At 66.7% G+C, this 26,367-nt stretch carries 16 protein-coding genes; 14 read left to right on the top strand and 2 right to left on the bottom strand.

From position 1 onward, the window contains the following. Positions 1-13 precede the first annotated feature (13 nt). The 3 genes from KF715_09820 to KF715_09810 are packed head-to-tail and all read left to right on the top strand — an operon-like array spanning position 14 to position 3,690. Positions 14-328 carry a DUF485 domain-containing protein gene (locus KF715_09820; GenBank protein ID MBX3736975.1) on the top strand — a complete coding sequence of 105 codons (315 nt, stop codon included), beginning with the start codon at positions 14-16 and terminating at the stop codon, positions 326-328. Further along, a complete protein-coding gene (locus KF715_09815) occupies positions 325-2,136 on the top strand; it encodes a cation acetate symporter (protein MBX3736974.1) in 1,812 nt (603 codons plus the stop codon). The genes KF715_09820 and KF715_09815 overlap by 4 nt, the downstream gene beginning before the upstream one ends. A 48-nt stretch (positions 2,137-2,184) precedes the next feature. After that, positions 2,185-3,690 (top strand): hypothetical protein, encoded by a 1,506-nt coding sequence (locus KF715_09810; GenBank protein ID MBX3736973.1) that lies wholly within the window; start codon positions 2,185-2,187, stop codon positions 3,688-3,690. Positions 3,691-3,739: 49 nt separating this feature from the next. On the opposite strand, the gene KF715_09805 is transcribed toward KF715_09810, so the two are convergent. Then, on the bottom strand, positions 3,740-5,620 hold the full coding sequence (locus KF715_09805) for a hypothetical protein (protein MBX3736972.1): 1,881 nt from the start codon (positions 5,618-5,620) through the stop codon (positions 3,740-3,742). Positions 5,621-5,918: 298 nt separating this feature from the next. Between KF715_09805 and KF715_09800 the strand changes: the two genes are divergently transcribed. From KF715_09800 to KF715_09785, 4 genes are all read left to right on the top strand, one after another. Further along, the gene (locus tag KF715_09800; GenBank protein MBX3736971.1) at positions 5,919-9,935 is read left to right on the top strand and encodes an autotransporter-associated beta strand repeat-containing protein; all 4,017 of its coding nucleotides are present in this window, start codon (positions 5,919-5,921) and stop codon (positions 9,933-9,935) included. 132 nt (positions 9,936-10,067) lie between these two features. Continuing rightward, complete coding sequence (locus tag KF715_09795; protein ID MBX3736970.1) at positions 10,068-12,089, top strand: heparinase II/III family protein; 2,022 nt, start codon at positions 10,068-10,070, stop codon at positions 12,087-12,089. Positions 12,090-12,190: 101 nt separating this feature from the next. Further along, complete coding sequence (locus KF715_09790; protein ID MBX3736969.1) at positions 12,191-13,618, top strand: nitronate monooxygenase; 1,428 nt, start codon at positions 12,191-12,193, stop codon at positions 13,616-13,618. A gap of 173 nt (positions 13,619-13,791) precedes the next feature. Continuing rightward, entirely contained in the window at positions 13,792-16,905 is a 3,114-nt protein-coding gene (locus tag KF715_09785; GenBank protein ID MBX3736968.1) for a tetratricopeptide repeat protein, read from the top strand. A gap of 142 nt (positions 16,906-17,047) precedes the next feature. Here KF715_09785 and KF715_09780 read toward each other — a convergent pair whose 3' ends face one another. Beyond that, positions 17,048-20,053, bottom strand: a complete 3,006-nt coding sequence (locus KF715_09780; GenBank protein MBX3736967.1) for a proline dehydrogenase family protein — start codon at positions 20,051-20,053, stop codon at positions 17,048-17,050. A 185-nt stretch (positions 20,054-20,238) separates the two neighbouring features. On the opposite strand from KF715_09780, the gene KF715_09775 reads away from it, so the two are divergent. The 7 genes from KF715_09775 (at position 20,239) to KF715_09745 (ending at position 26,358) form a co-directional block, all read left to right on the top strand. Next, positions 20,239-21,006 carry an amino acid racemase gene (locus tag KF715_09775; protein ID MBX3736966.1) on the top strand — a complete coding sequence of 256 codons (768 nt, stop codon included), beginning with the start codon at positions 20,239-20,241 and terminating at the stop codon, positions 21,004-21,006. Between the two features lie 177 nt (positions 21,007-21,183). After that, positions 21,184-21,738 (top strand): sigma-70 family RNA polymerase sigma factor, encoded by a 555-nt coding sequence (locus KF715_09770; protein ID MBX3736965.1) that lies wholly within the window; start codon positions 21,184-21,186, stop codon positions 21,736-21,738. Between the two features lie 9 nt (positions 21,739-21,747). Beyond that, complete coding sequence (locus KF715_09765; protein MBX3736964.1) at positions 21,748-22,365, top strand: hypothetical protein; 618 nt, start codon at positions 21,748-21,750, stop codon at positions 22,363-22,365. After that, positions 22,362-24,338 carry an RDD family protein gene (locus KF715_09760; GenBank protein MBX3736963.1) on the top strand — a complete coding sequence of 659 codons (1,977 nt, stop codon included), beginning with the start codon at positions 22,362-22,364 and terminating at the stop codon, positions 24,336-24,338. Before KF715_09765 ends, KF715_09760 begins: the two co-directional genes overlap by 4 nt. Before the next feature lie 21 nt (positions 24,339-24,359). Then, complete coding sequence (locus tag KF715_09755; GenBank protein ID MBX3736962.1) at positions 24,360-24,566, top strand: hypothetical protein; 207 nt, start codon at positions 24,360-24,362, stop codon at positions 24,564-24,566. 52 nt (positions 24,567-24,618) lie between these two features. Next, complete coding sequence (gene purE / locus KF715_09750) at positions 24,619-25,104, top strand: 5-(carboxyamino)imidazole ribonucleotide mutase (protein MBX3736961.1); 486 nt, start codon at positions 24,619-24,621, stop codon at positions 25,102-25,104. A gap of 93 nt (positions 25,105-25,197) precedes the next feature. Then, complete coding sequence (locus KF715_09745) at positions 25,198-26,358, top strand: 5-(carboxyamino)imidazole ribonucleotide synthase (protein MBX3736960.1); 1,161 nt, start codon at positions 25,198-25,200, stop codon at positions 26,356-26,358. Positions 26,359-26,367: the final 9 nt, after the last annotated feature.

Raw genomic sequence — 26,367 nt, 5'->3', positions numbered from 1 at the left:
CGCTCCCGGCCCGATGCCTGCCCCGATACCCCACCACGATGCGGTGCATAGCGAAGCGTTTCTCCATACGCTGATGCGCCGCCAACTAAAGTTGTCCATTGTCTGTGCCGCGGCCTTTCTGGTCGTGTTGTTCGGTCTCCCGCTCGCCAACTATTTCGCGCCGCAGCTGATGGCGACGCGCATTGCGGGTTTCACGCTGAGCTGGCTGCTGCTGGGCGTGCTGTTCTTCCCGGCGGTGTGGGGCATTTCCTGGTTCTTCATCCGGCGCTCGATCTGGCTCGAGCAGGATGAAGTGGAGCAGGTGAAAAAGGGGAGGGCCGAACAATGAGTGCGCTGCCTCTTTTCCTCGCCGCCGGTGGCGGCTCGTTCGGCGACGTGCTCGGTGGCGCCGATCCTTGGATCCTCGTGTTCTCGCTCAGCACGGTGGCGGTGACGATTTGGATGGGCTTCCGCTCGGCAAGGACATCGAAGACCGCGAGCGATTTCTTCGTGGCGGGACGGTCGGTGTCGGTCGGGTGGAACGCCTCGGCGATTTCCGGCGAGTATCTCTCGGCGGCGTCGTTCATGGGCATCGCGGGCATGGTGATGTCGAGCGGCTACGACGCGCTGTGGTATCCGGTGTGTTACGCCTGCGGCTATTTGTTTTTGCTGCTGTTCATCGCGGGCCCGTTGCGGCGCTTCGGCGCCTATACGATTCCGGATTTCGCGGAAGGCCGGTTCGACTCGCCGCTGTTCCGGAAAATCGCGGTGTGCTTCGTGCTGTTCATCGGATTTTTCTACACGATGCCGCAGATGAAGGGCGCGGGCACGACGCTGGCCTACATTTTCCCCGGTCTGCCTTACTGGGTCGGCGTCGTGGCGGTGGGCGCGGTGATCACGCTGAACGTCGCGCTCGGCGGCATGAAGGGCATCACGCTGGTGCAGGCGTTCCAGTATTGGATGAAGATGTTCGCGATCAGCGTGCCGGTGTTCGTGCTGATGTCGGTTTACGGCTTCTATGGTGCGCACGTCGGAGCGAATGACGGGCGCGCGCTCGCGGCAGCGAAGGATGCCGCGCCGATCGTGCAGACGGTCGAACGCAAGCCGCTCGTCGAAAAAGCTCCCGCCGACACGGCGTGGGTGTCGCCGTTCGGGCCGCTGACGACGAAGGCGGCGAAGGCGGCGGGGCTGAACGCCGAGCAGGCGCGGCCGTATTCGTTGCTCTACACTTACTCGCTCATCATCGCGCTCGTGTGCGGCACGGCGGGGCTGCCGCACATCCTGGTGCGGTTCTACACCAATCCCGACGGCGTGGCGGCGAAGCGCACGACGATGTGGGTGATGATTCTGATCGGCATTTTCTACGTGTTTCCGCCGGTGTTCGGCGTGATCGGGCGCAACTTGCTGCCGGAGCTCTACGCCGGCGCGGGTGCGAAGGGCACGGACAAGATCGTGCTCGAGTTGCCGCGCGCGGTCGGCGGCGTGTGGGGCAGCGTGCTGAGCGGCATCACGTGCGCGGGCGCGTTCGCGGCGTTCATGAGCACGTTCAGCGGGTTGCTCGTCTCGATGACCGGCGCGCTGGCGCACGATGTCTACGGGCGCATGCTGAAGCCGCAGGCGACGGCGGAGGAGCGGTTGCGGATGTTCAAGATCGCGGCGGTGGCGATCGGTGCGGTGGCGATCGGGCTCGGGTGTTTCGTGGAGCCGCTCGAGATCAACTTCATGGTCGGCCAGGCGTTCGCGATCGCGGCGGCGAGCTATTTTCCGCTGTTGTTCATGAGCGTGTGGTGGCGCGGCATGACGATGACGGGTGCGGCGACGGGCATGTTGACGGGCGGCTTGTGCGCGCTCGTGGCTGCGGCGGTCGTCAACGTCAGCAGCCTCGCGCTGGACAAGGGTCCGATGGGAAAAATCTTCGCGGGCTTCGCGCCGATGAATGCATTTTGGAAAGAGCATCCGCTGCTCCGCATCCTCTGCGAACAGCCGGCGATCTGGACGGTGCCGCTGGCGATCGGGCTGATGATTGTGGTGTCGAAACTCACGGCCGCCAAGGTGCCGGGCGACATCCGCATGAAGATGCTCGTGCTGCACGCGCCGGAGTCGCTGGGCCTGAAAAACGAATACATCCAGGAGCACACGGCCGGTGCGGGGCATTGAGCGGGATGCGGCTTGCGCCGCGGTGGCGCGGGCCGTTTTCTCGACCGGATGAAACGCTGGCTCGGCGACTGGTTCCGGACGGTCGGCGCGTGGTGGTGGTGGAACGCGCGCAAGACGGTCTTCGTCGCGCGCGGGCGCAAGGGGCATTGTCCGTGTCACAATCCGAGCGATTCCGGCTCGGGCGGCGACGTGCGGTGCGATGCGGTGATTTTCTGGGCGAAACCGGAGCGGTTTCAGCGGCGGGTGTGCCCGCTGCTGACGAAGAGCGCGAAGGGCGAGTGGGTGTGCAGCGTGCCGCCGGCGCAGGTGCGGCCGTATTGGGGGCGCGTGTTCGCGAGTCACGCGACGGCGGGCATCGCGGTCGTGCTCATCGCGGGCGGGCTCACGTGGGGAGGCATGCGCCTGGTGGGCTATCGGGTGACTTTGCGGCAAGTTTTCTGGCCGCGCGCTTGGAGCGAGTTGAAACAGGTGCGGTCGGACCTGTTTCGCGATAAGGCCGAGGCGGCGCTGGTGGCCGGGCAGCCGCGGGAGGCGATCGCGAATCTGCTGGTGGCGCGGCAACTGAATCCGGGCGACTACGCGAGCGGCATGATGCTCGCGCAGTTGCTGCAGTTGATCCAGCCGGAGACGGTCGACGGATTTTATCGGCAGATGTTCCGCCAGCACCCGGAGCACGCGAACGAGATCGCGCGGATCTGGTGCCGGAGCATGCTGGCGCGCGGACAGATGGCGGGAGTGGCGGCACTGGCGCAGCTGCAGTTGGTAATGGAGCCCGGCGCGTCGGCGGCGTGGGCGCACGCGTTGCTCACGGCGGCGCGATGGGAGCGAAATTGGGATCTGCTGACGAAGGTGGCGAACGACCCCAAGATGCCGGCGATGGCGCGCGAAGTGTGCGCGTTGGAGGCGCAGATACGGCGCGGCGACGCGGCCGCGGCGCGAGCGGCGCTGGCGGCGGCGGGGCGGCCGGGTTCGCCGTATGCGACGATGCAGCGGGTCGAGCGGCTGATCGAATTCGGCGACACGTTCGAGGCGCTGGATCTGTTGCGGCTGTCGCGGGCGAGTCTCTCCGGCCGGGATGTGGCGCGGCTGACCTTGGCGGCCCATGCGGTGGGGAGGAATCCGGCGTCGTTGCAGCGCGAAGTGTCGGCGTTGATCGGCGCGCGTGGTGACGATGGCGCGGCGGGCGTCGCGATCGTGGGGCAGCATCTCATCCGCTATCCGAATGCGGCGTTGCTGGAGCAGGTGCGGGCGGCGTGCCTGCGGCTGCCGGCGACGGCGGCGCGCGACGAGGCGGCGGCGGCGGTCTTTTGCGCGGCGGCGCTGGCAGGGCAGGCGGACGCGTTGCCGGAGTTGCGGAAGTTGTTTTCGGGGGAGAGTTCGACGAGTCTCGTCGCGCAGCAGAAAATCGAGGAGAGATTGCGCGGGAAAGGGTGGTCGCCGCTGTTCCTGCTGTCGGTGGTGCGGACGGTATCGGCGGATTTGAATTACGCGGTGTTGGAACGGATGATGGCGGATCGACCGGCGGTGCCGCCGCCCGCGGTGAAGAAAAAATAAAAAAGGCACGGCGCGGGCCGTGCCTTGGGAGAGAGGAAGCGGAGGCGAGTTACTTGGTGGTGAACTCGCGCTGGCCGAGGAGCTGGGTGCCGCCGCCCGATTTCGGACGGTAGATTTCGATCCGGTAGCGGTGTTTGCCGGAAGCGGTGGCGAAGTTCAGCGTGTAGTCGTTGCCGTTCTTGATGGTGTAGGTCGAGCTGCTCGCGGAGTCGCCGTAGGCGTAGAGGCGCGGCGTGCCCGAGGAGCCGTTCGAGTAGACTTCCGAAACGGAGACGACCACGGTGCGATCGACGGTGGTGTAGGAGGAGCGGTAACTGTAGCTGTCGCAGCCAGAGTAGTTGCGATCGCAGCCGTAGTAATTGCGGTCGCAGTCGTTGTCGCGCCAGTGGCAATCGTCGTCGTCGTCACGCGAACGGCATTCGCGGCAGGCGACTTCGAATTTGATGCCGACGCTGGCGCCGCCCTTGTAGGTGGTGCATCCGGAGGTGGGGGCGATCCAGTTGACGCTGCACGTGACCTGCGGGGGCTGGGTTTCCTTCACCTTGAAGGTCACGGAAGTCGAGGCGACGGAGTTGCCGCTCTTGGCCGTGGCGGACAGGGTATAGGTGCCAGCGGTGGTGATGGAGAACGTGCCGGTGCCAGTGGCGGTCTGGGTGCCGATGCCCGTGACCGTGGCGGTGATCGGCGAACCGTTCAGCGTGCCCGTGAGGGAGCTGATGGTGAATCCGGTGCCGGCCACGCCGGTATAGGAGAACGGAACGAGGGTGGGGCCGGAGCCGGCGACGCGGGTGTAGACGGCGCAGTTATCCGGCGAGTTGATCCGGATGCAGGGGCGCGGGGCGTTGACGGCCGAGGTGACGGTGAAGGTCGTGCGCGCGGTCGCCGTGCCGTAGTCGTCGGTGCCGGTGACGACGAGCTCGTAGGAGCCGGCGGTCGTGAGCGAGAAGTTACCGGTGCCGGTGGCGTCGAGGGTGCCGATGCCGGCGGGGGTGAACGTGACGGGTTGGCCGTTCAGGGTGGCGGTGAGCGTCCGAATGCCGCCATAGAAGCTGTGGCCGCTGAAGGAATAGGGCACGCTGAGCGGGCCGGAGGCGGGGAGCGCGTAAGTGCTGCCGTTGACGGGGGACGCGATGGCGACAGTCGGGGGCGGAACGGAAAGGACGACGGTGAAGTCGCTGACGTCGGTGGCGGTGCCTTCGTCGTTGGTGGCGCGCGCGGTGATCGTGTAGGTGCCGGGAGCGGTGATGTTGACCGAGCCGGTCGCGGTGACGGAGCCGTCGGCGTTCGTGACCTGCTGCAGCGGGGCGATGGAGATGCCGTTCACGTCGCCGACAACGGTGCGCAGGGGAGAGACGGCGGGTGCGTTCGCCACGAAGGTGATCGGGACCTGGAGGCCGACGACGGGATTGTAGGTAAACTGGGCGTTCGCGACCGGGGCGGTAATTTCAACGGTGGGAGGGCCGGGAGGCGGCGGGGCGGGGTAGATCGTGGCGTTGAGGAAGCCGCCCAAATCCTGCGTGCCGATGGGCCAGCCCGGGGTGAGGAATTTATAGGCGTAGAGGCCGCCGGGGACGCCGTCGGGGAAGGCGAGGTCGACGCGGGCGAGGATGGTTTGGCCCGGGCCGGTGAAGGTCAGTGTCGAGGGGTTGAACGAAACATAGCTCAAGGCGACCGTGTCAGGGATGCCTGCCGGCTGATTGAGCATGCTGAAAACCGGGGTGATCGAAGTCGACGAGCCTTCGGGGACGTTCGACGGCGATGTGATGGCGACGTAGACTGTGCGGGTGAGCGGTTGGTCACCTTCGACTCGGGTCAGGCCCGGGTTGTAGGTTACCTCGGGAGTGCCGGGCCCAACTTGGGCGTTGGCGCTCGCGAGTCCGGCCAGAAGCGCGAAGCAACTAAGTGCAAAACGGGGTAGATTCAGTTTCATGGGTGACCTCAGGTTTTGTCCGTGGAGGGTATGAGGTCATTTGCCCTAGCCCGGGGCAAGCTAATTTATAGGAGTTAGACCCTATCAAAATAGCTGTAAATACGGCCGTTCGACCCCAGATTGCATAATTCGGTAGGTGGTTTTCCCTATTTTCATGTGGACTCCAATGGCAGGATAGGTTTCCTTCCTGATCACACGCGACATGAGTCCAGTGCGCCCATCCCCTAGCTCCGTCGAATCGCGGTGGCGTTTGCCACGCGCCGGTCGCGTGCTTTCGGGATTCATCGCCGCGAGCGTGATGGCACTGTCGGCACTCGCGCAGACCAATGTCTATTGGGACACGAACGGCAACAGTTCCGGCGCGAGTAGCGGAACGACGGCTGCGGGCACTTGGTCGCAAAATTCCGGCAACATGTGGTCGACGAATGCGAACGGCGGCTCGACTGGCACTTGGCAAAACAGGTCGGGCAGCAACGGCATTGCTTGGTTCGCGGCGGGCACCAACGCCACGGGTTCCTACACCGTGACGGTCAACGGCACCATCAGCGGTGTGCGCGGCATCGTGTTTCAGGAAGGCACGGTCACTCTCGGCGGCAGCGGCACGCTGACGCTGAGCTCGGCACCTACGATCAATACCAACGCCAACAACGCGACCATCAGCGCAAGACTGGCGGGCTCCACCGGATTTACCAAGACCGGCAGCGGCACGCTGACGCTCAGTGGCAACAACACCTACACCGGCGGGACGACGCTCAGTGCCGGCGGCCTTGCCCTCGGCAGCGACACCGCTCTCGGCACCGGCGCGCTCACTATCGGAACCACCGGCACGATCTCGGCCACTGGTGGATCCCGTTCGCTTTCCAACAGCATTACCGCGAACTCCGACTTCACCATCGGCGGCTCGCAGGACCTCACGCTCTCCGGCGCCTTCAGCCTCGGTGGCGGCGACCGCACGATCACCGTCGATAACTCCGGCACGACCACGCTCTCCGGCGTCGTCAGCAACTCCTACTACGCGAACTTCACCAAAGCCGGTGCCGGCCGCCTCGTTCTCTCCAATTCGAACACCTACGTCGGCCCGACGCTCGTCAACGCCGGCACGCTCGCCATCACCAACGACAACGCCCTCGGCACGTCGACCTACGGCAACGTCGTGGCCAACGGCGCGACGCTCGAGCTCTCCAACAACATCTCCGTGTCCGAGGGCGATCTCACGATCACCGGCACCGGCGTCAGCGGAGCCGGCGCGATCAACAACCTTTCCGGCACGAACACGTTCACCGGCCAGATCGCCCTCGGCGGCGCCGCCACCATCAACTCCACCGCCGGCAGCCTCACGCTCGCCTCCTACACGGATCTCGGAGGCAACAATCTCACCGTCGCCGGCGCGGGCGACACGACCTTCTCCAGCCAGATCAACAGCAGCGGCGGCGCCCTCATCAAAAACGACGCCGGCACGCTCACCCTCTCGGGCGCCAACAGCTACACTGGCGGCACCACGCTCGCCGGCGGCACGATCGTCGCCAACAACGCCAACGCCCTCGCCTACAGCGGCAACATCGCCTTCACCGGCGGCACGCTCCAATACGGCAGCGGCATCACCACCGATTGGTCTTCCCGCATCGCCAACAGCTCCGGCGCCATCGCGGTCGATACCAACGGCAACAACGTCACCTTCGCCTCCTCGCTCGCCAACACCAACACCGGCGGCCTCACCAAGACCGGCTCCGGCACCCTGACCCTTTCCACCGGCAACAGCTACACCGGCAACACCACCGTCTCCGGCGGCACGATCAACATCCGCAACGCCACCTCGCTCGGCTCCGGCTCCGCCACCGTGAACAGCGGCGCCACCCTCGAGATCCAAGGCGGCGGCGTCACCGCCTCCAACGCCGTCACCCTCGCCGGCGGCACCCTGCGCAACGTCAGCGGCGACGTGAACTGGTTCAACGGCAACATCGCCCTCACCGCCGACAGCACCATCAACTCCGCCACCGCCGGCGACCGCCTCTACGTCGGCACCACCGGCACGACTATCAACCTCGGCACGAACACCCTCACCGTCGACGGCCCCGGCAAGACCGTCTTCATCGGCGCCATGGGCACCGGCACCGCCGGCAACCTCGTCGTCAACAGCACCGGCGAAGTCTGGCTCAATTCCCAGTGGCAGGTGAACAACTTCACCGGCACCACCACCGTCAACCGCGGCACCCTCGTCCTCGCCACCAATAACGCCGTCGGCTTCCGCAACACCACCATCCGCGGCGACATCACCATCGGCAACGGCACCGACTCCGCCACCCTCCTCTACGCCACCGGCTACGGCATCGAAAAACTCGCCGACAGCGTGAACGTCACCGTCAACCGCTACGGCACGTTCAACCTCAACAACACCTACGAGACCATCAACGGCCTCACCCTCAACGGCGGCACCATCGCCCTCGGCAACACCGGCACCCTCGTCCTCAACGGCGACGTCAACGTCGGCTCCTCCCCCGACACCGCCACCGTTACCGGCTACCAATTCTGGCTCACCCCCGCCGCCGGCAACCGCAACATCACCGTCGCCAACGGCGCCCAATACGACGACCTCCTCTTCACCGCCAGCGTCGTCTCCGGCGGCGTCACCAAACTCGGTGCCGGCCGCATGACCTTCGCCGGCAACGACACCTACTCCGAAGCCACCAACATCAACGCCGGCGTCCTCAACATCCGCACCGACACCGCCCTCGGCGGCCACAACTACAACGACGTCAACGCCGGCACCACCGTCGCCAACGGCGCCGCCCTCGAAATCCAGAAGGACGCCGCCTACAACAGCGGCAACGACATCACCGTCGGCCTCGAGCGCCTCACCCTCAACGGCACCGGCATCGCCAACGACGGCGCCCTCCGCAACGTCGTCGGCAACAATACCTGGAACGGCATCATCAACCTCGCCTCCAACAGCCGCATCAATTCCGACGCCGACCGCCTCACCCTCAACGGCAACATCACCGGCACCAACACCAGCCTCACCGTCGGCGGCTCCGGCGACACCTGGATCAACGGCGACATCGGCACCGGCACCGGCACCCTCACCAAAGACGGCACCGGCACCCTCACCCTCACCGGCAACAACTCCTACGACGGCGTCACCACGATCAACTCCGGCGTCGTCAACGTCCGCCACACCTACGGCCTCGGCACCACCGTCGCCGGCGTCACCGTCGCCAGCGGCGCCGCCCTCGAGCTGCAAAAAGACCCCGCCTACAACGGCGGCGCCAATCTCACCATCGGCAACGAGACCATGAGCCTCAGCGGCACCGGCGTCGGCAACACCGGCGCCCTCCGCAACATCGCCGGCGACAACTCCATCGGCGGCGCCATCACCGTCGCCTCCGCCAACGTCCGCATCAACACCGACGCCGGCTCCCTCGCCCTCAACAACACGGTCGCCGTCGGCAGCAACACCCTCACCGTCGGCGGCGCCGCCAACACCACCATCGCCGGCCAGCTCACCGGCTCCACCACCTCCCAGCTCACCAAGGACGGCGCCGGCACCCTCACGCTCTCCAACAGCACCAACACCTTCGCCGGCAACGTCACCGTCGCCGCCGGCACGCTCGCCATGGGCGCCAATAACGCCCTCAACAGCTCCACCATCGACCTCTCGATCTCCTCCGGCGCCACGCTCTCCCTCGTCGGCTTCGCCCAGAAGATCGGCACCCTCGCTGGCATCGGCAGCCTCGACTTCGGCACCGCCAGCACACTTACCCTCGACGGCGGCCTCTCCCTCCTCGAAGTCTCCCAGCTCCTCGGCACCGGCACCATCGTCGTCAACGCCGGCTCCACCCTCCGCCTCGGCGCCAACTTCAACGCCGCCGGCATCAACATCCAGCTCAACGGCGGCACCCTCGAGCTCAACGGCACCAACACCACCTTCGGCACCCTCAGCGTTACCGGCAACTCCATCATCGATTTCGCCAGCACCGACTCCGTCATCAACCTCACGACGCTCGCGCTCACTTCCTACACGCTCTCCGTCGCCAACTGGAACGACTACAACGACCTCTTCCTCGTCGCGAACGACCCCGGCAACAAAGCCACCACGCCGCTGAACAACGTCACCTTCGCTCCCTCCGGCTCCTGGGTCGGCGACGACACCATCTGGACCACCGATTATCCGGGCCAAGGCTTTGACCACGGCAACGAAGTCCGTCCGTGGAAACCGGTCCCCGAGCCCTCCACCTACGGCGCGATGCTCATGGGCGCTGGCCTCGCTATCCTCGGCCTCCGCCGCTGGCGCCAGCAGCGCGCTGTCGCGACGAAATAAACTCCGGATCGCGCTCGCTTTCTGACCGGAGCGGCGAGCGACCAGCGAGCTGGCCGTCTCCGCGCTCGACGGAAATTCTCCCGGCTCGCCGCCGTTGACGCTTTCGCCGCTCCGCGCGACGCTTCGTCCGCCATGCGCGCGCTGCCGCACTCGTTCCTCTTTCTCGCCACGCTCGTCGTCGCGGCCTCCGCCGCCCCGCGCTTCCCCAAGCCCGATCCCGCCGCGCAATTCCGCGAGTGGAAAATCTACGACCCCGCCGGCCACCCCTGGCGCGCCGCCCGCGAAGACTGGGACGGCGCCCGCGAGCGCGTCGCCCACGATCCCGCCTGGCAAAAATGGCTCGCCCGCGAACACGCCGAGCTCGACGCCTGGCTCGCCCGCCACCACGACCGCGTCGAGTGGATCGCCGGCTGGTCGCACGACGGCATCAGCCCCAAGGACGGCTCGCGCCTTACCTGGGTCGACCGCATCCCCGGCGAGGAAACCGATCATCTTTCCAGTCCCTCCGATCCGCACGTCGCCATCACCCCGAAACTCCACGCGTGGTGGGTCGTCGGCTTTCGCGACCGTCATCTCTCGATGATGGTCCGCGCCGCCAAATTATCCCGCCTCACCGGCGAGCCGCGCTACGCCGACTGGGCCGCCACCCAGCTCGATTTCTACGCCGACAACTACCTGAAATGGCCGTCGCCCGAAAACGCCCCGACCCGCAACGGCGCGCGCCTCTTCTGGCAGACGCTCAGCGAGGCGAACGGCCTGATCAAATTCGCCGACACCGCGCGGCTCCTCGGCGACACGGTCGCGCCCGAGCGTCGCGCCGCCTGGACCGAGAAACTCTTTCGCCCCGAAGTCGCCGTGCTCAACGCCAACTTCCAAGCTGTTCACAACATCGCCGTCTGGCAACGCGGCGCTGTCGCGCAGGTCGCGCTCCTCCTCGGCGACGAGGCGATGTGGCGCGAAGCGCTCGACGGCCGCTACGGCCTCCGCCGCCAGATGGCCGACGGTGTAACGAGCGATTATCTCTGGTGGGAACAGTCGCTCGGCTACAACGCCTACGTCGTGCAAGCCACGCTCTCGCTCTTCACCGCCGCGGGCCTCCACGGCCGCACCGCCGAGCTCTCCGACGAACTCAACATCGCAGAAAACCTCCTGCTCAGCCTGCTCACGCTGCGCTTCCCCGACGGCAAGCTCCCCAATCCCGCCGACAGCCAGGCGCCCGGCACCGCACCCGATTGCGGACTCTTCGCGGCGGCTTACCGTGTGTTCCCCACCGCACTCGGCCTCCAAGTCGCCGCCGAGCGCCGCGATTGGGACACTCTGCTCGACCCGCCCGCCGCCGCGCCGACCTTGCCCGCGCTGCCCACCGTGACGTCGCGCCATCTCGAATCCTCGCGCATGGCCGTGCTCCAGTCCGGCCCGTGGCAGGTCTTCGTCCATTATGGACAGCTCCAGCGCTCGCACGCGCAACCCGAGGCGCTCAACTGGTCCGCGAGCTTCGACGGCATCGACGTCAGCCACGACACCGGCACCACCGGCTACGGTTCGCCGATGCACCGCGGCTACTTCGCGCGCGGCGCCAACCACAACGTCCCGCTCATCGACGGCGAAGGCGAAGACCTTTCCGCGCTCAACGACGGGAAACAATGGCCGCGCGCCGACGGCATCCCGCAATCTCCCCAACTCGGCCGCGTGCTCGAGTTCTCCACCGCGCCCGCGCGCCTCGGTGTCGAGCAGCCGCGCTACACGCCCCACGCCCGCGCTCGCCGCACGATCGCGATCGACGGCGACGCGCTCGTCGATCGCGTCGACCTCGCGACCGACGACGGCGCGGAGCACGCGCTCGGCTTCACGCTCCAACTCGAAGGCGCCGCGCAACTCCCCGCCGCCTTCGCCGCCGCGCCCGACTTCGCCCGCGCCCGTCCCGAGCCGTTCGGCTACTGGCGCGACGTGCGCGGCGCGACGTTCCGCGATCGCGCCGTGATCCCTGTGCGTTTCGGCGCGCGAACGCTCGACGTCGTGATTGAGTGCGCCGGTGAATTCCGCCTCTGGCACGGCGACACGCCTGACGTGCCCCCGCGCCGGCGCGAGACGCTCTACCTCGAGACACGCGGCACTGCGGCGACCTTCACCACACGCATTTCGCCCGCCAAATAGCGCCGCGGCGCATCCACGCCCAGCATTCGCCAAGATATGCGGCAAGGTGACCGGTCGCGCCATTGACCGAGCACACCGAACGGCCTCGCAATGGAGGCGTCATGCATTGGACCAATCCTCCCACGCACTGGCCGCGCTTGATTCAAGGCGGCATGGGCATCGGCGTATCAAACTGGAATCTCGCTCGCGCGGTGTCGTTGCGCGGTCACCTCGGTGTCGTTTCCGGCACGGCGCTCAACACCGTCTTCGTCCGCCGCTTGCAGGACGGCGATCTCGACGGCGCGATGCGCCGCGCGCTCGCCGCCTGCCCGCTGCCGAACGTCTCGCAGATCCTTGAAAAATACTTCGTTTCCGGCGGCATCGCTCGCGGCCAGCCCTACAGGCTTGCACCGATGTTCTCGCTCGATTCTGCCGCCGAGCTGCTCGGTCTCACGGCGGCGGCGAACTTCGTCGAAGTCTACCTCGCGAAAGAAAAACACGACGGCATCGTCGGCCTCAATCTCCTCGAAAAAATCCAGCTCCCCACGCTCGCGTCGCTCTACGGCGCGATGCTCGCCAAGGTCGACTACGTGCTGATGGGCGCCGGCATTCCGAAATCCATCCCCGGCATTCTCGATCGCTTCGCCGTCGGCGAGAAAGCCGAGATGCGCGTAACTGTCGAAGGCACGAAGGACGAGCACGCCATCACGCTCGATCCCGCCACGCTGTTGCCAGGCGAAAAAATCGCGCTGCCGCGTCCGCGCTTCCTCGCGATCGTTTCCTCGTCGGTCCTCGCCCTTACGCTCGCCCGCAAGTCCAGCGGCAAGGTCGACGGCTTCGTCGTCGAAGGCGCGACCGCCGGCGGCCACAATGCTCCGCCGCGCGGCGGCACGACGCTCAACGAGCGCGGCGAACCGATCTACGGCCCGCGTGACACGCCGGACCTGAACGCCATCAAAGCCATCGGCCTGCCGTTCTACCTCGCCGGTTCGCAAGCGACGCCCGAAGCGCTCCGCGCCGCCGAAGCCGCCGGCGCCAGTGGCGTGCAAGTCGGCACACCGTTCGCCTTCTGCCGCGAGAGCGGACTCACGCCTGAGATCAAAGCCGCCGCGCTCGCGAAAGCACGCGAGGGCGCGCTCGATCTGCGCACCGATCCGCGCGCGTCGCCCACCGGCATGCCGTTCAAGGTCGTCGATCTGCCCGGCACTGTCGCCGATCCCGCCGTCTACGACGCCCGCGCGCGCAAGTGCGACCTCGGCTATCTACGCGACGCCTATGCGCAGCCGGACGGCGCGGTCGGCTTCCGCTGCCCTGCCGCGCCCGCCGATAAGTTTGCGGCCAAAGGCGGCGACATCGCCGAAACGACGGGTCGCAAATGCCTCTGCAACGGTCTGCTCGCCGCGATCGGCCTCGGTCAGCGCAGTGCCGATGGCGCCGTCGAGCCGCCCATCGTCACCGCCGGCGACGACGTGCGCGGCATCGCGCGCTATCTCAAACCCGGTGCGACCGACTACGGCGTCGACGACGTGCTGGCTTACGCCGGCGTGTAGACGCTCAGTCCCACCGGCCGGACCTTTGCTCCGTTTGCTCTGGGGGCCTACGCGAAACCGCGTAGGCCCGCGGCTGGGGATTGCGATGGCGGGAGAGGCGCGGCTGCATTTCGACTGCGCCGACAGGGCCGATTGCGGTTCCCGGCGCGTTGCGCATGCCGTCCATCGAGCCGATGAAAATCCCCCGGGAATTTGCCCGCCTTCTCCTTCCGCTGACGCTGGGCGCTCTGCTCTCCGGCGCGAGCGTCCTCCGCGCGCGTGAAACCGACGCCTGCCGCAGCGCCCGCGCGCGGATCGACCCCGCCATCGCGGCACCAGCCGAGCCGACGGACGGCGAAGCGCGGCTCGCGTTTTTGTGCGAACGCGGCGTGTGGCTGCTGCGACTCGAACAGTGGAAGCTCGCGGAACAGGACTTCTTCGCCGTGCTCCAAAAATCCCCGCGCGACGCCACCGCGCGCGCCGGACTCGCTTGGGCGGGCGTGAAGACCGGGCGCGTCGACGCGGCGCGGACGCGCCTCGACGAGCTGAGGAACGAATTCCCGGACGCCTTCGCCGTGTCCGCCGAGACCGCCGACATCCGCCCCGCGGCACTCGCACGGATCGCCGGACACGTTTTCTGGCGCCAGCAAAAAGGCGCGCTCGTGGCCGACGACCTCGCGGAGTCGCCCTACGATTTCGGGCCATTCCAGTTGGACGCACTGTTGGAGGACGCGACGACGGCGTTCGAAAACGGCCAGATCGAGACCACGGAGGAGCTCCTGCAGTCCGCCGTGGCGCTCGGTGCGGCGGAATTGCCGGCGGTGGCGCGTCTGCGCGCGCAACTCGAAGCGGCCCGTGTCGCCTGTGCGCGGCTGGAACCCGGCGCGCCCGAGCTGGCCGCAACGCGATTCCTGATCGAGACGCAAGTCGCGCAGGCGCGGCAGCGTCGGAACGAGCCGGAGTCGATGGCCGGCCGCAGCGCGAGATTCGCGCAGCTGCGCACGTCGGCGGAAAATCTCGCCACGACCGAGCTCGCGCGGCCGACGCTTGCCGCGCGCCGCCGGTTGTTCGCCACTTGGCTGGCGCTGCGCGTGGGAGCCGAGCCCGCGTCTGAGCTCACGACCTTTCGCGCGGAGCTTGAGAGAGCGGCGCAGCTTTTTGCCTCCACGCCCAACGAGGGCGACGCGGCCAGCGCGGTGCTCGCTGCCGAGAATCTCGCGCGGCTCCGCAGCGTCGCACCGAACTGGCCGCTCAGCACGGTGTCGGCGCTCCCGTCGGCCTGGCCCGATGGCGACCTGTTGAACGCCGTGGCCGAAATCACCGGCGGCGCGCCGCTCGTGCCCCGCGACGCGCGCCTGACGCGCGCGATCGCGCTCTGGCAGGCGCAGCTCGAACCGTTCTCGGTCGACAACGCCCTCGACACGCCGGCTGACGCGCTGCGCCTCGGCGATCATTACCGCATCGGCGCTGCGCTCGCGACCTTCGAGCGGTTGACCGTGCCGGAGACTGACGCCGCGCGCCGCGAAGAATGCACGGCGCGCATCGAGCAGTTGATTCGCATGAGCAACGTGTGCGCAAACTATCCGACGCTCGAAGCAGACCAGAATGCGGAAGCCGCACCGCACCGCCCGTTGCACGCGCATTTCGACGACTGGCTTCCGCCGCACCTCGGCGCACCGAAAGCCGCCGAGGCCGAGCCGATCTTCGCCCGCCTTGAAAGCCGCGCGTGGAAGCTGCGGCAGTTGCTCGCCGAGGAGAAAACGCTGCCGGGCCCGCTCCCGTGGCGACAGATCGCCCGGAGTTTCGAGGCGGATTACGCGACCTACGTCGGTGCGATCCAGATTCACGATCGGCCGTTTCTGCTCACGCTGGCGCAACTGCGGCGCAAGGCCGGTGACCTCGTCGGCACGCTTGATTTGCTGCCGTTGCTCGAGCAGCGCAATCAGCTCGGCTACGCGATCGAGAACCTCCAGCTGCCGACGACGAACAATGACGTTTTCCCGGCGGAGGTGAGCGCGTTCGTGCGCTCACTGCGCGGCGCGTCACCCGCCGCCACGGCCTACGCCGACCTCACGGCGTGGATCGAGGAAGTGAACCGCACGCGCCGCGCACCACCGCTGCCGGAGATCGCGGCGGAGTTGCGCGCCGTGCCCGCCGTCGGGCTGCAATGGACCTGGGCGCAGATCATTCCCGCTTGGATCACCGATGCGAGCGAAGCGCTGCGACCCGCCGAGGCCAACGCGAAGGACAGTGCGTCGTTCGCGCTCGTCGCGCCGGAGCTGCGACTGCGCGCGCTCGCGCCGCTGGTCGAGCCACTCTTCGACAAGGGCCGGAACGTGTGGAGTTTTCACTCGGAGGATCTCGACGCGGCTGCGTTGAAAAAATTGAACGCAGACTGCACCGCGCTGATGCGGCGCCTGCTCGAACTGAAGACGGAGTCGCGTTGGAAAAACCTGAAAGGCGCTGACCTGCTCGAATTCCGGCTGGCTTTCGCCGCAGGAGACTTCGACTACGCGGCCAAGACGGAGGCGGGCGTGAACAGTGAGCGCTACCTCCTGCGCAAGGCGCAATCCGAAGCGGCGGCGAGCGCGGGACTCGAAGCCTTGTTCGCCGGGAAATTCGACGTCGCCCGCGCGAAGCTCAAGGAGGCGGACGCGCTCGAGGTCGTGCGACATCCCACGGATCGCAGTCGCGACGACTCGAACGAGGACGGCGAAAATGTGCTCTTCCTGCGGGCGCTGCTCGGCTACGTCGATATGGACGGCCACTTCGTGAAGGGCAGCGAGGTGCTGGGCTTCTTCGAGAAGGCGCTCGCCGCCGCAAAACTCCCGAAGCACCGGGAAAACTTCAGGAAATTCGAGGAGGAGATCCGCTGGCGAGCCGCTTACCTGGACGATCGCCCCAAAGGTCGGACGGAAATCGCGCGCTACCTGCACGCCGTGATCTTCGAGAAGGCCGCACGCAATCTCGCGTTCGAGCGCGCATGCTACCTCGATCCCGAGGCGGTGAAGGGCGTGATCGAGACCGCGTGGATCGATCTGCACGAATTCAAGGACCAGCTCACTTGGAGGATGCCAGAGCCGCCGGAGAAAAAGGACAAACGCTTCGTGGTGACCGACTACGTCGAGAACCCGGAATATTTCGGCCATCACGGCAAGGTGCTCGCGGCGATTGCGCGCAAGGACTACGAAGAAGTGCAACGCCTCGGAGAGGTGCCGAAGACCCTCGCCGTGCAACGCGAGGTCGTCACCTCCGAGGATTCGTTCTGGGGTTACTACCGGACAATTTACCGCTCGCTGAAGTGGTGAATTTACCGGCGTCGTCGTGGCGATGCGGCGGAGAGGAACAAGAAAAAGGCGCGCCGGGTTTCGGCGCGCCAGTTTCTTGGGTGGGTAACAGCCAGCAATGGCGTGTGCTTGGTATTGTCGCCCTTTCGGGCTGGGGGTTTGCTTACTCGTTCTCCTCGGGCGGGGTGAAGCCACGGCGGAGAACGTTTTCCGCGATGAGACGCGGGAAGAGGAAGTTTTCCAAATACTCGCGGCCGCCGGCCTTGGTGCCGCCGCCGGACATCTTGAAGCCGCCGAACGGATGGCGCTCCACGATGGCTCCGGTGTTGCCGCGGTTGATGTAGAGATTGCCGACGAGGAACTCCTCGCGGGCGCGCTCGATCGCGCGCGGGCTGCGCGAGAAGAAGCCGCCGGTGAGTGCGTAGTCGTTGTCGTTCGCCATCGCGAAGGCCTCGTCGAGATCCTTCGCCTTCAGGATCGCGACGACCGGTCCGAAGATCTCCTCGCGGACGATCTTGTGGTCGGGCTTGCAGCCGGTGAACACCGTCGGCGGCACAAAGTAGCCGCCGCTCGCGATCTGCTCGGGCGTGAGTGTGGCTTGCCAGGCGAGCTTCGACTCCTTCTTGCCGGCCTCGATGTAGCCGAGGATCGATTTCTGCGCGGCTTCGTCGATGACCGGATTGACGATGGTGCCGGGGAGTGACGGATCGCCGACGGGGAAGGTCGGGCACGCGGAGAGGAAGCGCTCGACGAATTTGTCGTAGACGCCTTCGAGCACGATGAGGCGCGAGAGCGCGGAGCACTTCTGGCCGGCGAAGCCGAACGCGCTGTAGAGGCACGCGGGGATCGCCTCGTCGATGTCGGCGTCGTTGTCGATGATCATGGCGTTCTTGCCGCCCATCTCGCAGACGACCTTCTTGAGGTTGCGCTGGCCGGGGCGCGTCTTGCCCGCCTCCTCGTAAATGCCAAGGCCGACTTCGCGCGAGCCGGTGAAGGCGATGAAGTCGATCTTCGGGTGCGCGACGAGATGCGCGCCAGCGTCGGCGCCGGAGCAGGGGAGGTAGTGCAACGCGCCCGCGGGCACACCGGCCTGCGTGAGGATGTCCATCAGGAACGCGCCGATGATCGACGTCTGGCGCGCCGGTTTGATGATCATGCAATTGCCGGCGACGAGCGGAGCGACCGTGAGGCCGGTGAGGATCGCGAGCGGGAAATTCCACGGCGCGACGGACACGCCGACGCCGCGCGGCGTCCACTGCTGCACGCAGTGTTCACCGGGCACGCGCTGCGTGACGACGGGCTTGGCCATGCGGCGCATCTCGACGGCGTAGAAGCGCAGGAAGTCGATCGCCTCCGAGGTGTCGGCATCGGCTTCGACCCACGGCTTCGCGCCTTCGAGGATGAGGAGCGAATTAATCTCCATGCGGCGCGACTCCATGAGGTCGGCGGCGCGCTCAAGCATCTTGGCGCGATCGTCGACCGGCGTGGCGCGCCACTTCGGGAAGAACGCGACGGAGGCTGCGACGGCGTCCTCGGCGTCCTGCACCGTGCCCTTCGCCCAGTAACCGACGACTTGCGCGGGACGCGCGGGGTTGACGGACGGGAGGAATGGGCGGTCGGTGACCTTCTTGCCGTTGATGATCACGGGCCACTTCTTGCCGAGCTGGGTCGCTTCGAACTGTTTCAGCGCGGCGCGCTGCTTCTCGCGATTGGCGGCGATGGTGTAGTCGGTGTTGGCGGCGTTGACGAATGCGCCGGCCGGGCGCGGCTTGCGCGCGAGCGGTTCGGTGGCGGCGGCGAGGGCGTTGACCGGATTGCCGAGGAGCTGCTCCTTCGAGGCTTCGCCCATGTTCTTGATGCGGAGGAAGCCTTCGTTCGAGGTGTTTTCGAGGAGGCGGCGCACGAGATACGCCATGCCCGGGAGGAGCTCTCCGATGGCGCTGTATTCGCGGACGCGGTGGCCCATCTGGAGCAGCGCGGCCTTCAACTCGTCGGCCATGCCGTAGAGCGCTTGGAATTCGTAGTGCTTCGGGTGCACGCCGAGGCGCTCGGCTTGCACGATGGCGTGCGAGACGGTGCGGACGTTGTGCGAAGCGAAGTTCGGCGTGATGATGTCGGCGTTCTCGAGGAGGAAGACGGTCATCTTCTCGTAGTTCGCGTCGGACTCCGGCTTTTTTTGCCAGACGGGGATCGGCCACTCGCGCTGCTGGGCGAGGACGGTTTCGGCGTCCCAATACGCGCCTTTCACGAGACGGATGTTGAGCGGGCGGTTGTGTTTGCGCGCCCAGGCGACGATGTCGCGGATGTCCGGCTCGGCGTCGCGCAGGTAGACCTGCATCGCGATGCCAATGGCGGGTTTCTGGGAGAACTCGGGTTCCTCGAAGATGGATTTGAAGAGCGCGAGCGTGAGGTCCTTCAGCTTGTAGCTCTCCATGTCGAAGTTCACGAGCGCGCCGACTTCGATGGCGCGGCGGAGAATCGGGCGGAGGCGATGCTTGAGCGCTTTGATCGAGTTTTCCGGGTCGGCCGGGTGGACGTCGGGCGTAAGCGCGGAGATCTTGACCGAGAGATTGAGGCGCGGGAGCGGCTTGTTGTCGGGGCCGAGATCGGAGAAGCACGGCTCGGGCTCCTTCGCGTAGAATTTCGAAACGGAGTCGAGGATCTCGAGGTTGCGCTTCAGGAACACGTCGGCCTCTTCTTCGCTCACGACGGCTTCGCCGAGGAGGTCGATGGTCGTGGCGATGCCGAGCTTGATGTTCTTTTTGATCTGCTTGAGCAGGTCTTCGCCCGTCTCGCCGGCGACGAATTGCCCGGCCATGTCGACGATCTGCGCCTTCACTGGGCCGGCGACGAGCGCGGGGGCGAACGACGAAGCGGCGAGGCCGGCCTTCAGCGCGGGGTTCAGCTCGACGGCTTTGTCGCCGAGATATTCCTGGAGGTGGCGGACGATTTCGCCGGAGGAGTTGAGCGAAGGGAGGACGTCCACGAAGCGGAAGAGCTGCGTCTTGAACGCCGGGTCCTTCATCGACCAGTCCATGAGGCGGGCGTAGGCGCCCTTCTTCGAGAACAGCGCCGGCGGCGGCTGCTTGTCCATGAGGGCAAAGAGCTGTTCGCCCTTGGCGCGAACGGCGGCTTCGATTTTCGGATCGGGGGTCAGGAATTGAGCCATGGCGGGAAAGCGTTGCCGCCATAGTCCGCCTCGGCGCCGGTGTCGCAATCGGGCCGCGGCCTAAAAAGCGCGCGTTCACGGGTTCTAATTGCAGGAAAATCGATTTCTTCTCGCCGCTTGCCATCGCGGCGCGCGCGGCATCGGATGGGCGGATACTTGATGGCTACGCGTCCGCACGCACTCGCATGAACTGCCTCGGCCTCATCGGCGGGATCGGCTGGGAATCCACCGCCCTCTACTACCGGCTCATCAACGAGACGGTGCGCAGCCGCTTCGGCAGCCTCTACACCGCGCGGTTGCTGATCGACAGCCTCGAGTTTCAGGCGCTCGACACGCTGGTGAAGGAAAACCGTTGGAACGATGCCGGCGCGATCCTCGCGGAGGCGGCGCGCAGGCTCGAAGCAGGCGGCGCGGCCGGTGTGCTGATCTGCTCTAATCTCATGCACTACGTCGCGGAGCACGTGGAGGCGGCGGTCGACATCCCGTTGCTCCACCTCGGCGACGCCGTGCTGAAGGAGTTGCGCGGCGCGCGCGTCACCCGCGTGGGGTTGCTCGGCACACGCTTCACGCTGGAGCACGATTTCCTGCTCGAACGTCCGAAGGACAAACCCGAGCCCGGCCGCCCGCGGAAGCCGATCGCCGTGTTCCTGCCGCACGAGCGCGATTTCGCCGAGATCGACCGCATCATCTACGGCGAAGTCTGTCGCGGCATCGTCCGCGAGTCCTCGCGCGATACGCTCCTGCGGCTCGCCGGCGAGCTCCGCGCCCAAGGCGCGCAGGCCATCGTGCTCGGCTCGTCGGAGCTCGGCCTGTTGCTCAAGCCCGACGACTTCAGCGAACCGATTCTCGACAGCACAGAGGTGCACGCCATCGCCGCCGCGAAGTGGCTCATCGATAGCAAGCCGTCCGTCGCCCGACCGGCGGCTGCGACCCGGAGGACTGCCCGTGGGTGATTCCCGAGTCATTTCCACCGGCGGACGGCCGTGCCGCGGTCTAGCATCGGGTCGCTCGCTGCTGGCTCAAGTCGCTGATTTTCAGCCGATTTTGCCGGCCAAACTTTCTGCAACTTCGACGCTCGCGGAGGTGTTCTGATGCACGACGGAACTCCAGTGCAAACGAACTCAGACGGGATGACGGTCCCGACCGACTTCACCACCTTCATGCGAAACTACCAAGACATGGTTTATTCTACTGCCGTGCGCCTCATCGGAAATGAGACGCAAGCGGAGGATATCGCACAGGAGGTATTCATCAAAGCGCACGAGCATTGGGAAAAGCTCGCAGGCAGCCCCACAGCGGGCGGCTGGCTGAAGACGGTGGCGACGAACATGTCGATCAACCACATCCAGCGCTACAAGAAGCGCTGGAGCTTCTTCTCCGACCTCGTCCACCGCAACGACGAGGGCGACGAGAAGGAGGTCGAGTTTGCCGCGCCCGACACGTTCTTCGTCGGTGTCGATTCTGCCGAGCGTCGCGAATACATCGAGCAGGCCCTCGCCAAACTCCCCGATCACCAGCGCGTGCCGCTGATCCTTTTCCATTTCGAAGACATGCCTTACGAGGACATCGCCAAGAAACTCGGCGTCTCCCTCTCCAAGGTCAAAACCGACATCCTCCGCGCCCGCGAGGCGCTGGCGAAGATCCTCGTCCGCCGGGTCGCGGCCCACGAAACCTTCCAACCCTGAGCCCTCGTCATGAATCCCGAGAAAATGAATCCTGACGAACTCGAGCAGTTCATCCACCGCGAGCTCCGCGCCCTCCCGGCGCGCAAGGCGCCCGCCGACTTTGCCGCGCGCTTCGAAGCCAAACTCGCCGCGCGCCACGCGCAGACCGCCTCCGCGCCACAGGCGGCGTTCTCGTCTGCGCAACTCGAACAACTCGTCCACGCCGAACTCCGTGCGCTCCCGCCGCGCCGCGCCCCGCGCACCCTCGAGGCCCGCGTGATGGCCGCGATCGAGCAGCGCAGCCAGGTCGCCTGGTGGCACAAGAGCTGGAGCTACTGGCCGGCCGGCGTGAAGGCCGCCTTCGCCACCGCGTCGACCGGCCTCGTCGTCGCCGCCGTCTATGGGCTCACGCTCGTCGGCCGCGCGCCGCAAGCCGGCGTGATCACGCAGGAAGTCGGCGAGCGCGTGCAGTTCCTCTCCTCCATCGTGGCGCTCGGCACCTGGATGGTCGAATTCGCCGGCCGCGTGCTTGGCGGCATTCCTGCCCCGTGGCTCTATGGTGGCATCGCGGTGGTCGCGATGCTCTACGCGAGTTTCTTCGGCCTCGGCGCCGTCGCCTACCGAACCCTTTACCGGACTCATTCATGAAGATTGTGCGTTTCAAGACCCTCGCGTGGCTGCTGCCGCTGCTGGCGTTTTTCGCCGCGGGCGCGCTGCTCCGTGCGGACGACCCTCCGGCGTCACCGGACAAGCAAACCCCGTCGCCCGCACCCACTGAGCAGGCGCCGGCCGCTGAGCTATCTGCTGAGCCGACCCCGCCCCCAGCCGCCGCCGTCCCGAGCGAAACGACCGCTCCCGGCGAACAGCCCGCGGTGCCGATGGAAGAGGTCGCCGCGCCTTCCGACGAGGACAAGGCAGCTCAGGCCGCCCTCGAAGCCGCCGAGACAGCCCGTGCTCAGGCCGAACGCGCGCTCGCCGACGCCGACAAGGCCGTGAAGAAGGCGCGGGCCGGCTCGGAAAAGGCCCGTAACGAAGCCCGGGCCGCCGCCGAGCGCGCCCGCGAGGAAGCCCGCGCCGCGGTGCGCGAGGTGCAGAAGCAGGTTTCCGAAATCAAACGCGCGAAGCGCACCCGCACGTCGAACGCCGGCGACCGCGTCATGGTGGGTGACGACAATGTGGTCGCCGCCGCCACGGTCGTTCCCCACGACGCCGTGGCAGTGATGGGCAATCTCACCGTCGATGGTGAGGTCATGAACGACGCCGTCGCTGTCCTGGGCGATAACACGATCAACGGGCGCGTGCACGGCAACGCCGTCGCCGTCCTCGGCAACCTCACGCTCGGTCCGAAGGCCGTCGTCGATGGCAATCTCACCTGCGTGATGGGCGAGATCCAGCGCGACCCTGGCGCGATCGTGCGCGGCAGTGTCGAGGTGCAGTCGATCGGGCCGAACATTCGGCCGGCTTCGCTCATCAGTTGGTGGGACCGCGCGTTGCGCGTCGGCCGCCCGCTCGCCTTCGGCGCGCATCTCGGCTGGCTGTGGATCATCACCGCGTTCTCGCTGGCGTTCTATGCGCTGCTCGGCGTGCTTTTCCCGAACAAAATCGCCGCGTGCGGCGACAAGCTGATCGAGGAGCCGTTCTACGTCATCCTCGCCGCGATGCTGTCGATCCTGGCGCTGCCGGTGATGTTCGTGCTGTTGTGCATCACGATCATCGGCATCCCGGTTGCGCTGCTGGTGCTGCCGGTCGCGTGCCTGCTCACCGCGATGTTCGGCAAGGCGGCGATCTACGGCCTCGTCGGCCGCAAGCTCACGGGTGGTCGCTTTCATACGGCATTCACCGTGTTGCTCGGTGGCATCCTCTTTATCCTGCTCTACCTCGTGCCGGTGCTCGGTGGCATCCTCACGCTGCTCGTGTGGTTCCTCGGCTTCGGTTGCGCAGTGCTCGTGATGTTTGGCCGCGAGAAGAAGCCGGCGGCGCCGGTCGCGCCCGCGCCAGCCGCGGCGGCAGCCTTCACCGCGCCCGTGGCGGGCGAGACCACTTTCGGCGCGACGCCTGCGGCCATTGTCCCGCCTGCGCCTGCGATGCCGGCGCAGAGTGCGGGCTTCGGCGCGGCGAGCGCTCCGGTTTGGACTCCGCCGGCGACTCCGGTCGCCGGTCCGGCGCCCGAGGTCGTGCCGCCCGTTTATGGCGCGTCGACCGCGGCGAGCGCCGTGCCGCCGTTGATGGCAGCCACGCTGCCGCGCGCCGGTCTGTGGATACGCGCCGGCGCAGCGTTGATCGACTTCGTCATGCTCGTGATTCCGCTCGGCATCTTTGGTGCGCTGGAACATGGACCGGGCGCACTGTTCGTCGGCATCGCGGCGTATCACGCCGTGATGTGGAAGCTGCGCGGCACGACGGTCGGCGGCATCATCTGCCGACTGAAGGTCGTGCGTCTCGACGACCGCCCGATCGACTGGGCCGTCGCGATCGTGCGCGCGCTGACGGCGTTCCTGTCGTTCTTCCCCGCGTGCCTCGGCTTCATCTGGGTCTCCTTCGACGAGGAGAAGCAGAGCTGGCATGACCGCGTCGCGGGCACGACCATCGTGCGCGTGCCGAAGGGCACGTCGCTCCTTTGAAGCGATGAAACGGCGCGCACCATGACGACGATCCTCACTTTCTTTGTGTGGTGCGTGCTGTTGGTGCTCTGCTGGCCGCTGGCGTTGCTCGCACTGGTGCTGGCCCCGATCGTCTGGTTGATCGCGCTGCCGTTCCGCCTGGCGGGCGCGGCGATCGGCGGGGTGTTTTCGCTCGTGAAAGCGCTGTTCACCCTGCCGGCGCGGCTGCTCGGAGCGCGCGTGACTTAGGAAGATTTCTGGGCTGACAGCGGCGCGGCGACCGCCGATAGGTAGGCGCTTCATGGCAAAAGCACTTGTCGGCATCATCATGGGCAGCACCTCCGATTGGGAGACGATGCAGCATGCGGCCGCGCAACTCGAGGCGCTCGGCGTGCCGTTCGAGAAGCGCGTCGTCAGCGCGCACCGCACGCCGAAGCTCATGGTCAGCTACGCTGAATCCGCCGAGCGCCGCGGGCTGAAGCTCATCATCGCCGGTGCGGGCGGTGCGGCACATTTGCCCGGCATGACCGCCTCGCTCACCACGCTGCCGGTGCTGGGCGTGCCGGTGGAGTCGAAGACTTTGAAGGGCCTCGATTCACTCCTCTCCATCGCGCAGATGCCGGCCGGCGTGCCGGTGGCGACGTTCGCGGTCGGCAAGGCCGGCGCGATCAACGCCGCGCTCTTCGCCGCCTCCTTGCTCGCGCAGTCCGACGCGAAGACAAAGCGCGTGTGGCATGATTTCCGCACCGCGCAGACCAAGAAAGTGCTGAAGGCAAAGCTGCCCTGAGTTTTTGACACAGAGGCAGAAGGAGAAACACAGAGGGCGCGGAGGATTGGATTGAAAGGCTCTGTGTTCTCTGTGTCTCTCGGGTTTTCCTCTGTGACGAAAGCTCCTCTTCTTCCCGGAAAAACCATCGGCGTGCTCGGCGGCGGGCAGCTCGGCCGCATGCTTGCGCACGCGGCGACGCGGCTCGGTTACCGCATCCATGTTTTCGAGCCGCAGGCGAATTGCCCGGCGGGCGCGGTGGCGCACAAGGAAGTCAACGCGCCCTACGAGGATCTCGAGGCGCTCGCGGCTTTCGCGCGGGAGTGCGATGTCGTCACCTACGAATTCGAGAACGTCCCATCCGCGCCGCTGAAGCACATCGAGTCGCTCACGCAGCTGCGGCCGCATTGGAGCGTGCTCGCGACGACGCAGAACCGTTCGCGCGAGAAGCGCTGGCTGCGCGACCACGGTTTCCCGCACGCGCACTTCGCCGAAGTGGCGGCCGGAGGAGACCTGGCGGCCGGCATCCGCGAAGTCGGCGTGCCGTGCGTGGTGAAGACCGCGAATTTCGGCTACGACGGCAAGGGCCAGCTCAAGGTGATGAGCGACGCCGACGTGCCGGCGGCGCTGAAGAAATTCGCCGGATCGCCGGTCGTGATCGAGCAGTTCGTGGATTTCGCGTGCGAGGTGTCGGCGGTGGTCGCGCGCTCGGCGAGCGCGGCGGTGCGCGTGTTTCCGATTTCGGAAAACATCCACACGAATCACATTTTGGATTTTTCGATCGTGCCGGCGCGCGTGCCGGCCGAGGCGCTCGCGAAAGCCGAGAAATTGGCGCGGCTCGTCGCCGAGAAGATCGATCTCGTCGGCGTGCTCGGGGTGGAGTTTTTCGTCACAAAGTCCGGCGACGTGCTGATCAACGAGCTCGCGCCGCGCACGCACAACAGCGGCCACTACACGATCGATGCGTGCATGACTTCGCAGTTCGAGCAGCAGGTGCGCGCGATCTGCGGGTTGCCGCTCGGTGCGGTGACGCTGCTCTCACCGGTCGTGATGGTGAACGTCCTCGGCGACGCGTGGAAGTGGGACGCGGCCGGCAAGTGCGTCGGCGAGCCGAATTGGGATGCGCTGCTCGCGCAGCCGAACGTGCGCTTGCACCTTTACGGCAAGGAAGAGCCGCGCATCGGGCGCAAGATGGGGCATTTCACCGTCGTGGCGCGGGACGCGGAGATGGCGTTCGAGCTCGCGCAAAAATACAAGGCGCGCCTCGCGAGCTGAGGGTCGGTC

This window comes from Candidatus Didemnitutus sp. (assembly GCA_019634575.1).
In the GTDB taxonomy this organism is placed as follows: Bacteria; Verrucomicrobiota; Verrucomicrobiia; order Opitutales; family Opitutaceae; genus Didemnitutus.
This window is presented reverse-complemented; position numbering and strand designations above follow the sequence as displayed.

Coding starts and splice junctions, on each gene's coding strand:
- KF715_09795 (MBX3736970.1), top strand. CDS start 10,068: ATGCGCGCGCTGCCGCACTCGTTCCTCTTTCTCGCCACGCTCGTCGTC.
- KF715_09755 (MBX3736962.1), top strand. CDS start 24,360: ATGACGACGATCCTCACTTTCTTTGTGTGGTGCGTGCTGTTGGTGCTC.
- KF715_09765 (MBX3736964.1), top strand. CDS start 21,748: ATGAATCCCGAGAAAATGAATCCTGACGAACTCGAGCAGTTCATCCAC.
- KF715_09760 (MBX3736963.1), top strand. CDS start 22,362: ATGAAGATTGTGCGTTTCAAGACCCTCGCGTGGCTGCTGCCGCTGCTG.
- KF715_09810 (MBX3736973.1), top strand. CDS start 2,185: ATGAAACGCTGGCTCGGCGACTGGTTCCGGACGGTCGGCGCGTGGTGG.
- KF715_09775 (MBX3736966.1), top strand. CDS start 20,239: ATGAACTGCCTCGGCCTCATCGGCGGGATCGGCTGGGAATCCACCGCC.
- KF715_09785 (MBX3736968.1), top strand. CDS start 13,792: ATGAAAATCCCCCGGGAATTTGCCCGCCTTCTCCTTCCGCTGACGCTG.
- KF715_09820 (MBX3736975.1), top strand. CDS start 14: ATGCCTGCCCCGATACCCCACCACGATGCGGTGCATAGCGAAGCGTTT.
- purE (MBX3736961.1), top strand. CDS start 24,619: ATGGCAAAAGCACTTGTCGGCATCATCATGGGCAGCACCTCCGATTGG.
- KF715_09790 (MBX3736969.1), top strand. CDS start 12,191: ATGCATTGGACCAATCCTCCCACGCACTGGCCGCGCTTGATTCAAGGC.
- KF715_09780 (MBX3736967.1), bottom strand. CDS start 20,053: ATGGCTCAATTCCTGACCCCCGATCCGAAAATCGAAGCCGCCGTTCGC.
- KF715_09805 (MBX3736972.1), bottom strand. CDS start 5,620: ATGAAACTGAATCTACCCCGTTTTGCACTTAGTTGCTTCGCGCTTCTG.
- KF715_09815 (MBX3736974.1), top strand. CDS start 325: ATGAGTGCGCTGCCTCTTTTCCTCGCCGCCGGTGGCGGCTCGTTCGGC.
- KF715_09800 (MBX3736971.1), top strand. CDS start 5,919: ATGGCACTGTCGGCACTCGCGCAGACCAATGTCTATTGGGACACGAAC.
- KF715_09770 (MBX3736965.1), top strand. CDS start 21,184: ATGACGGTCCCGACCGACTTCACCACCTTCATGCGAAACTACCAAGAC.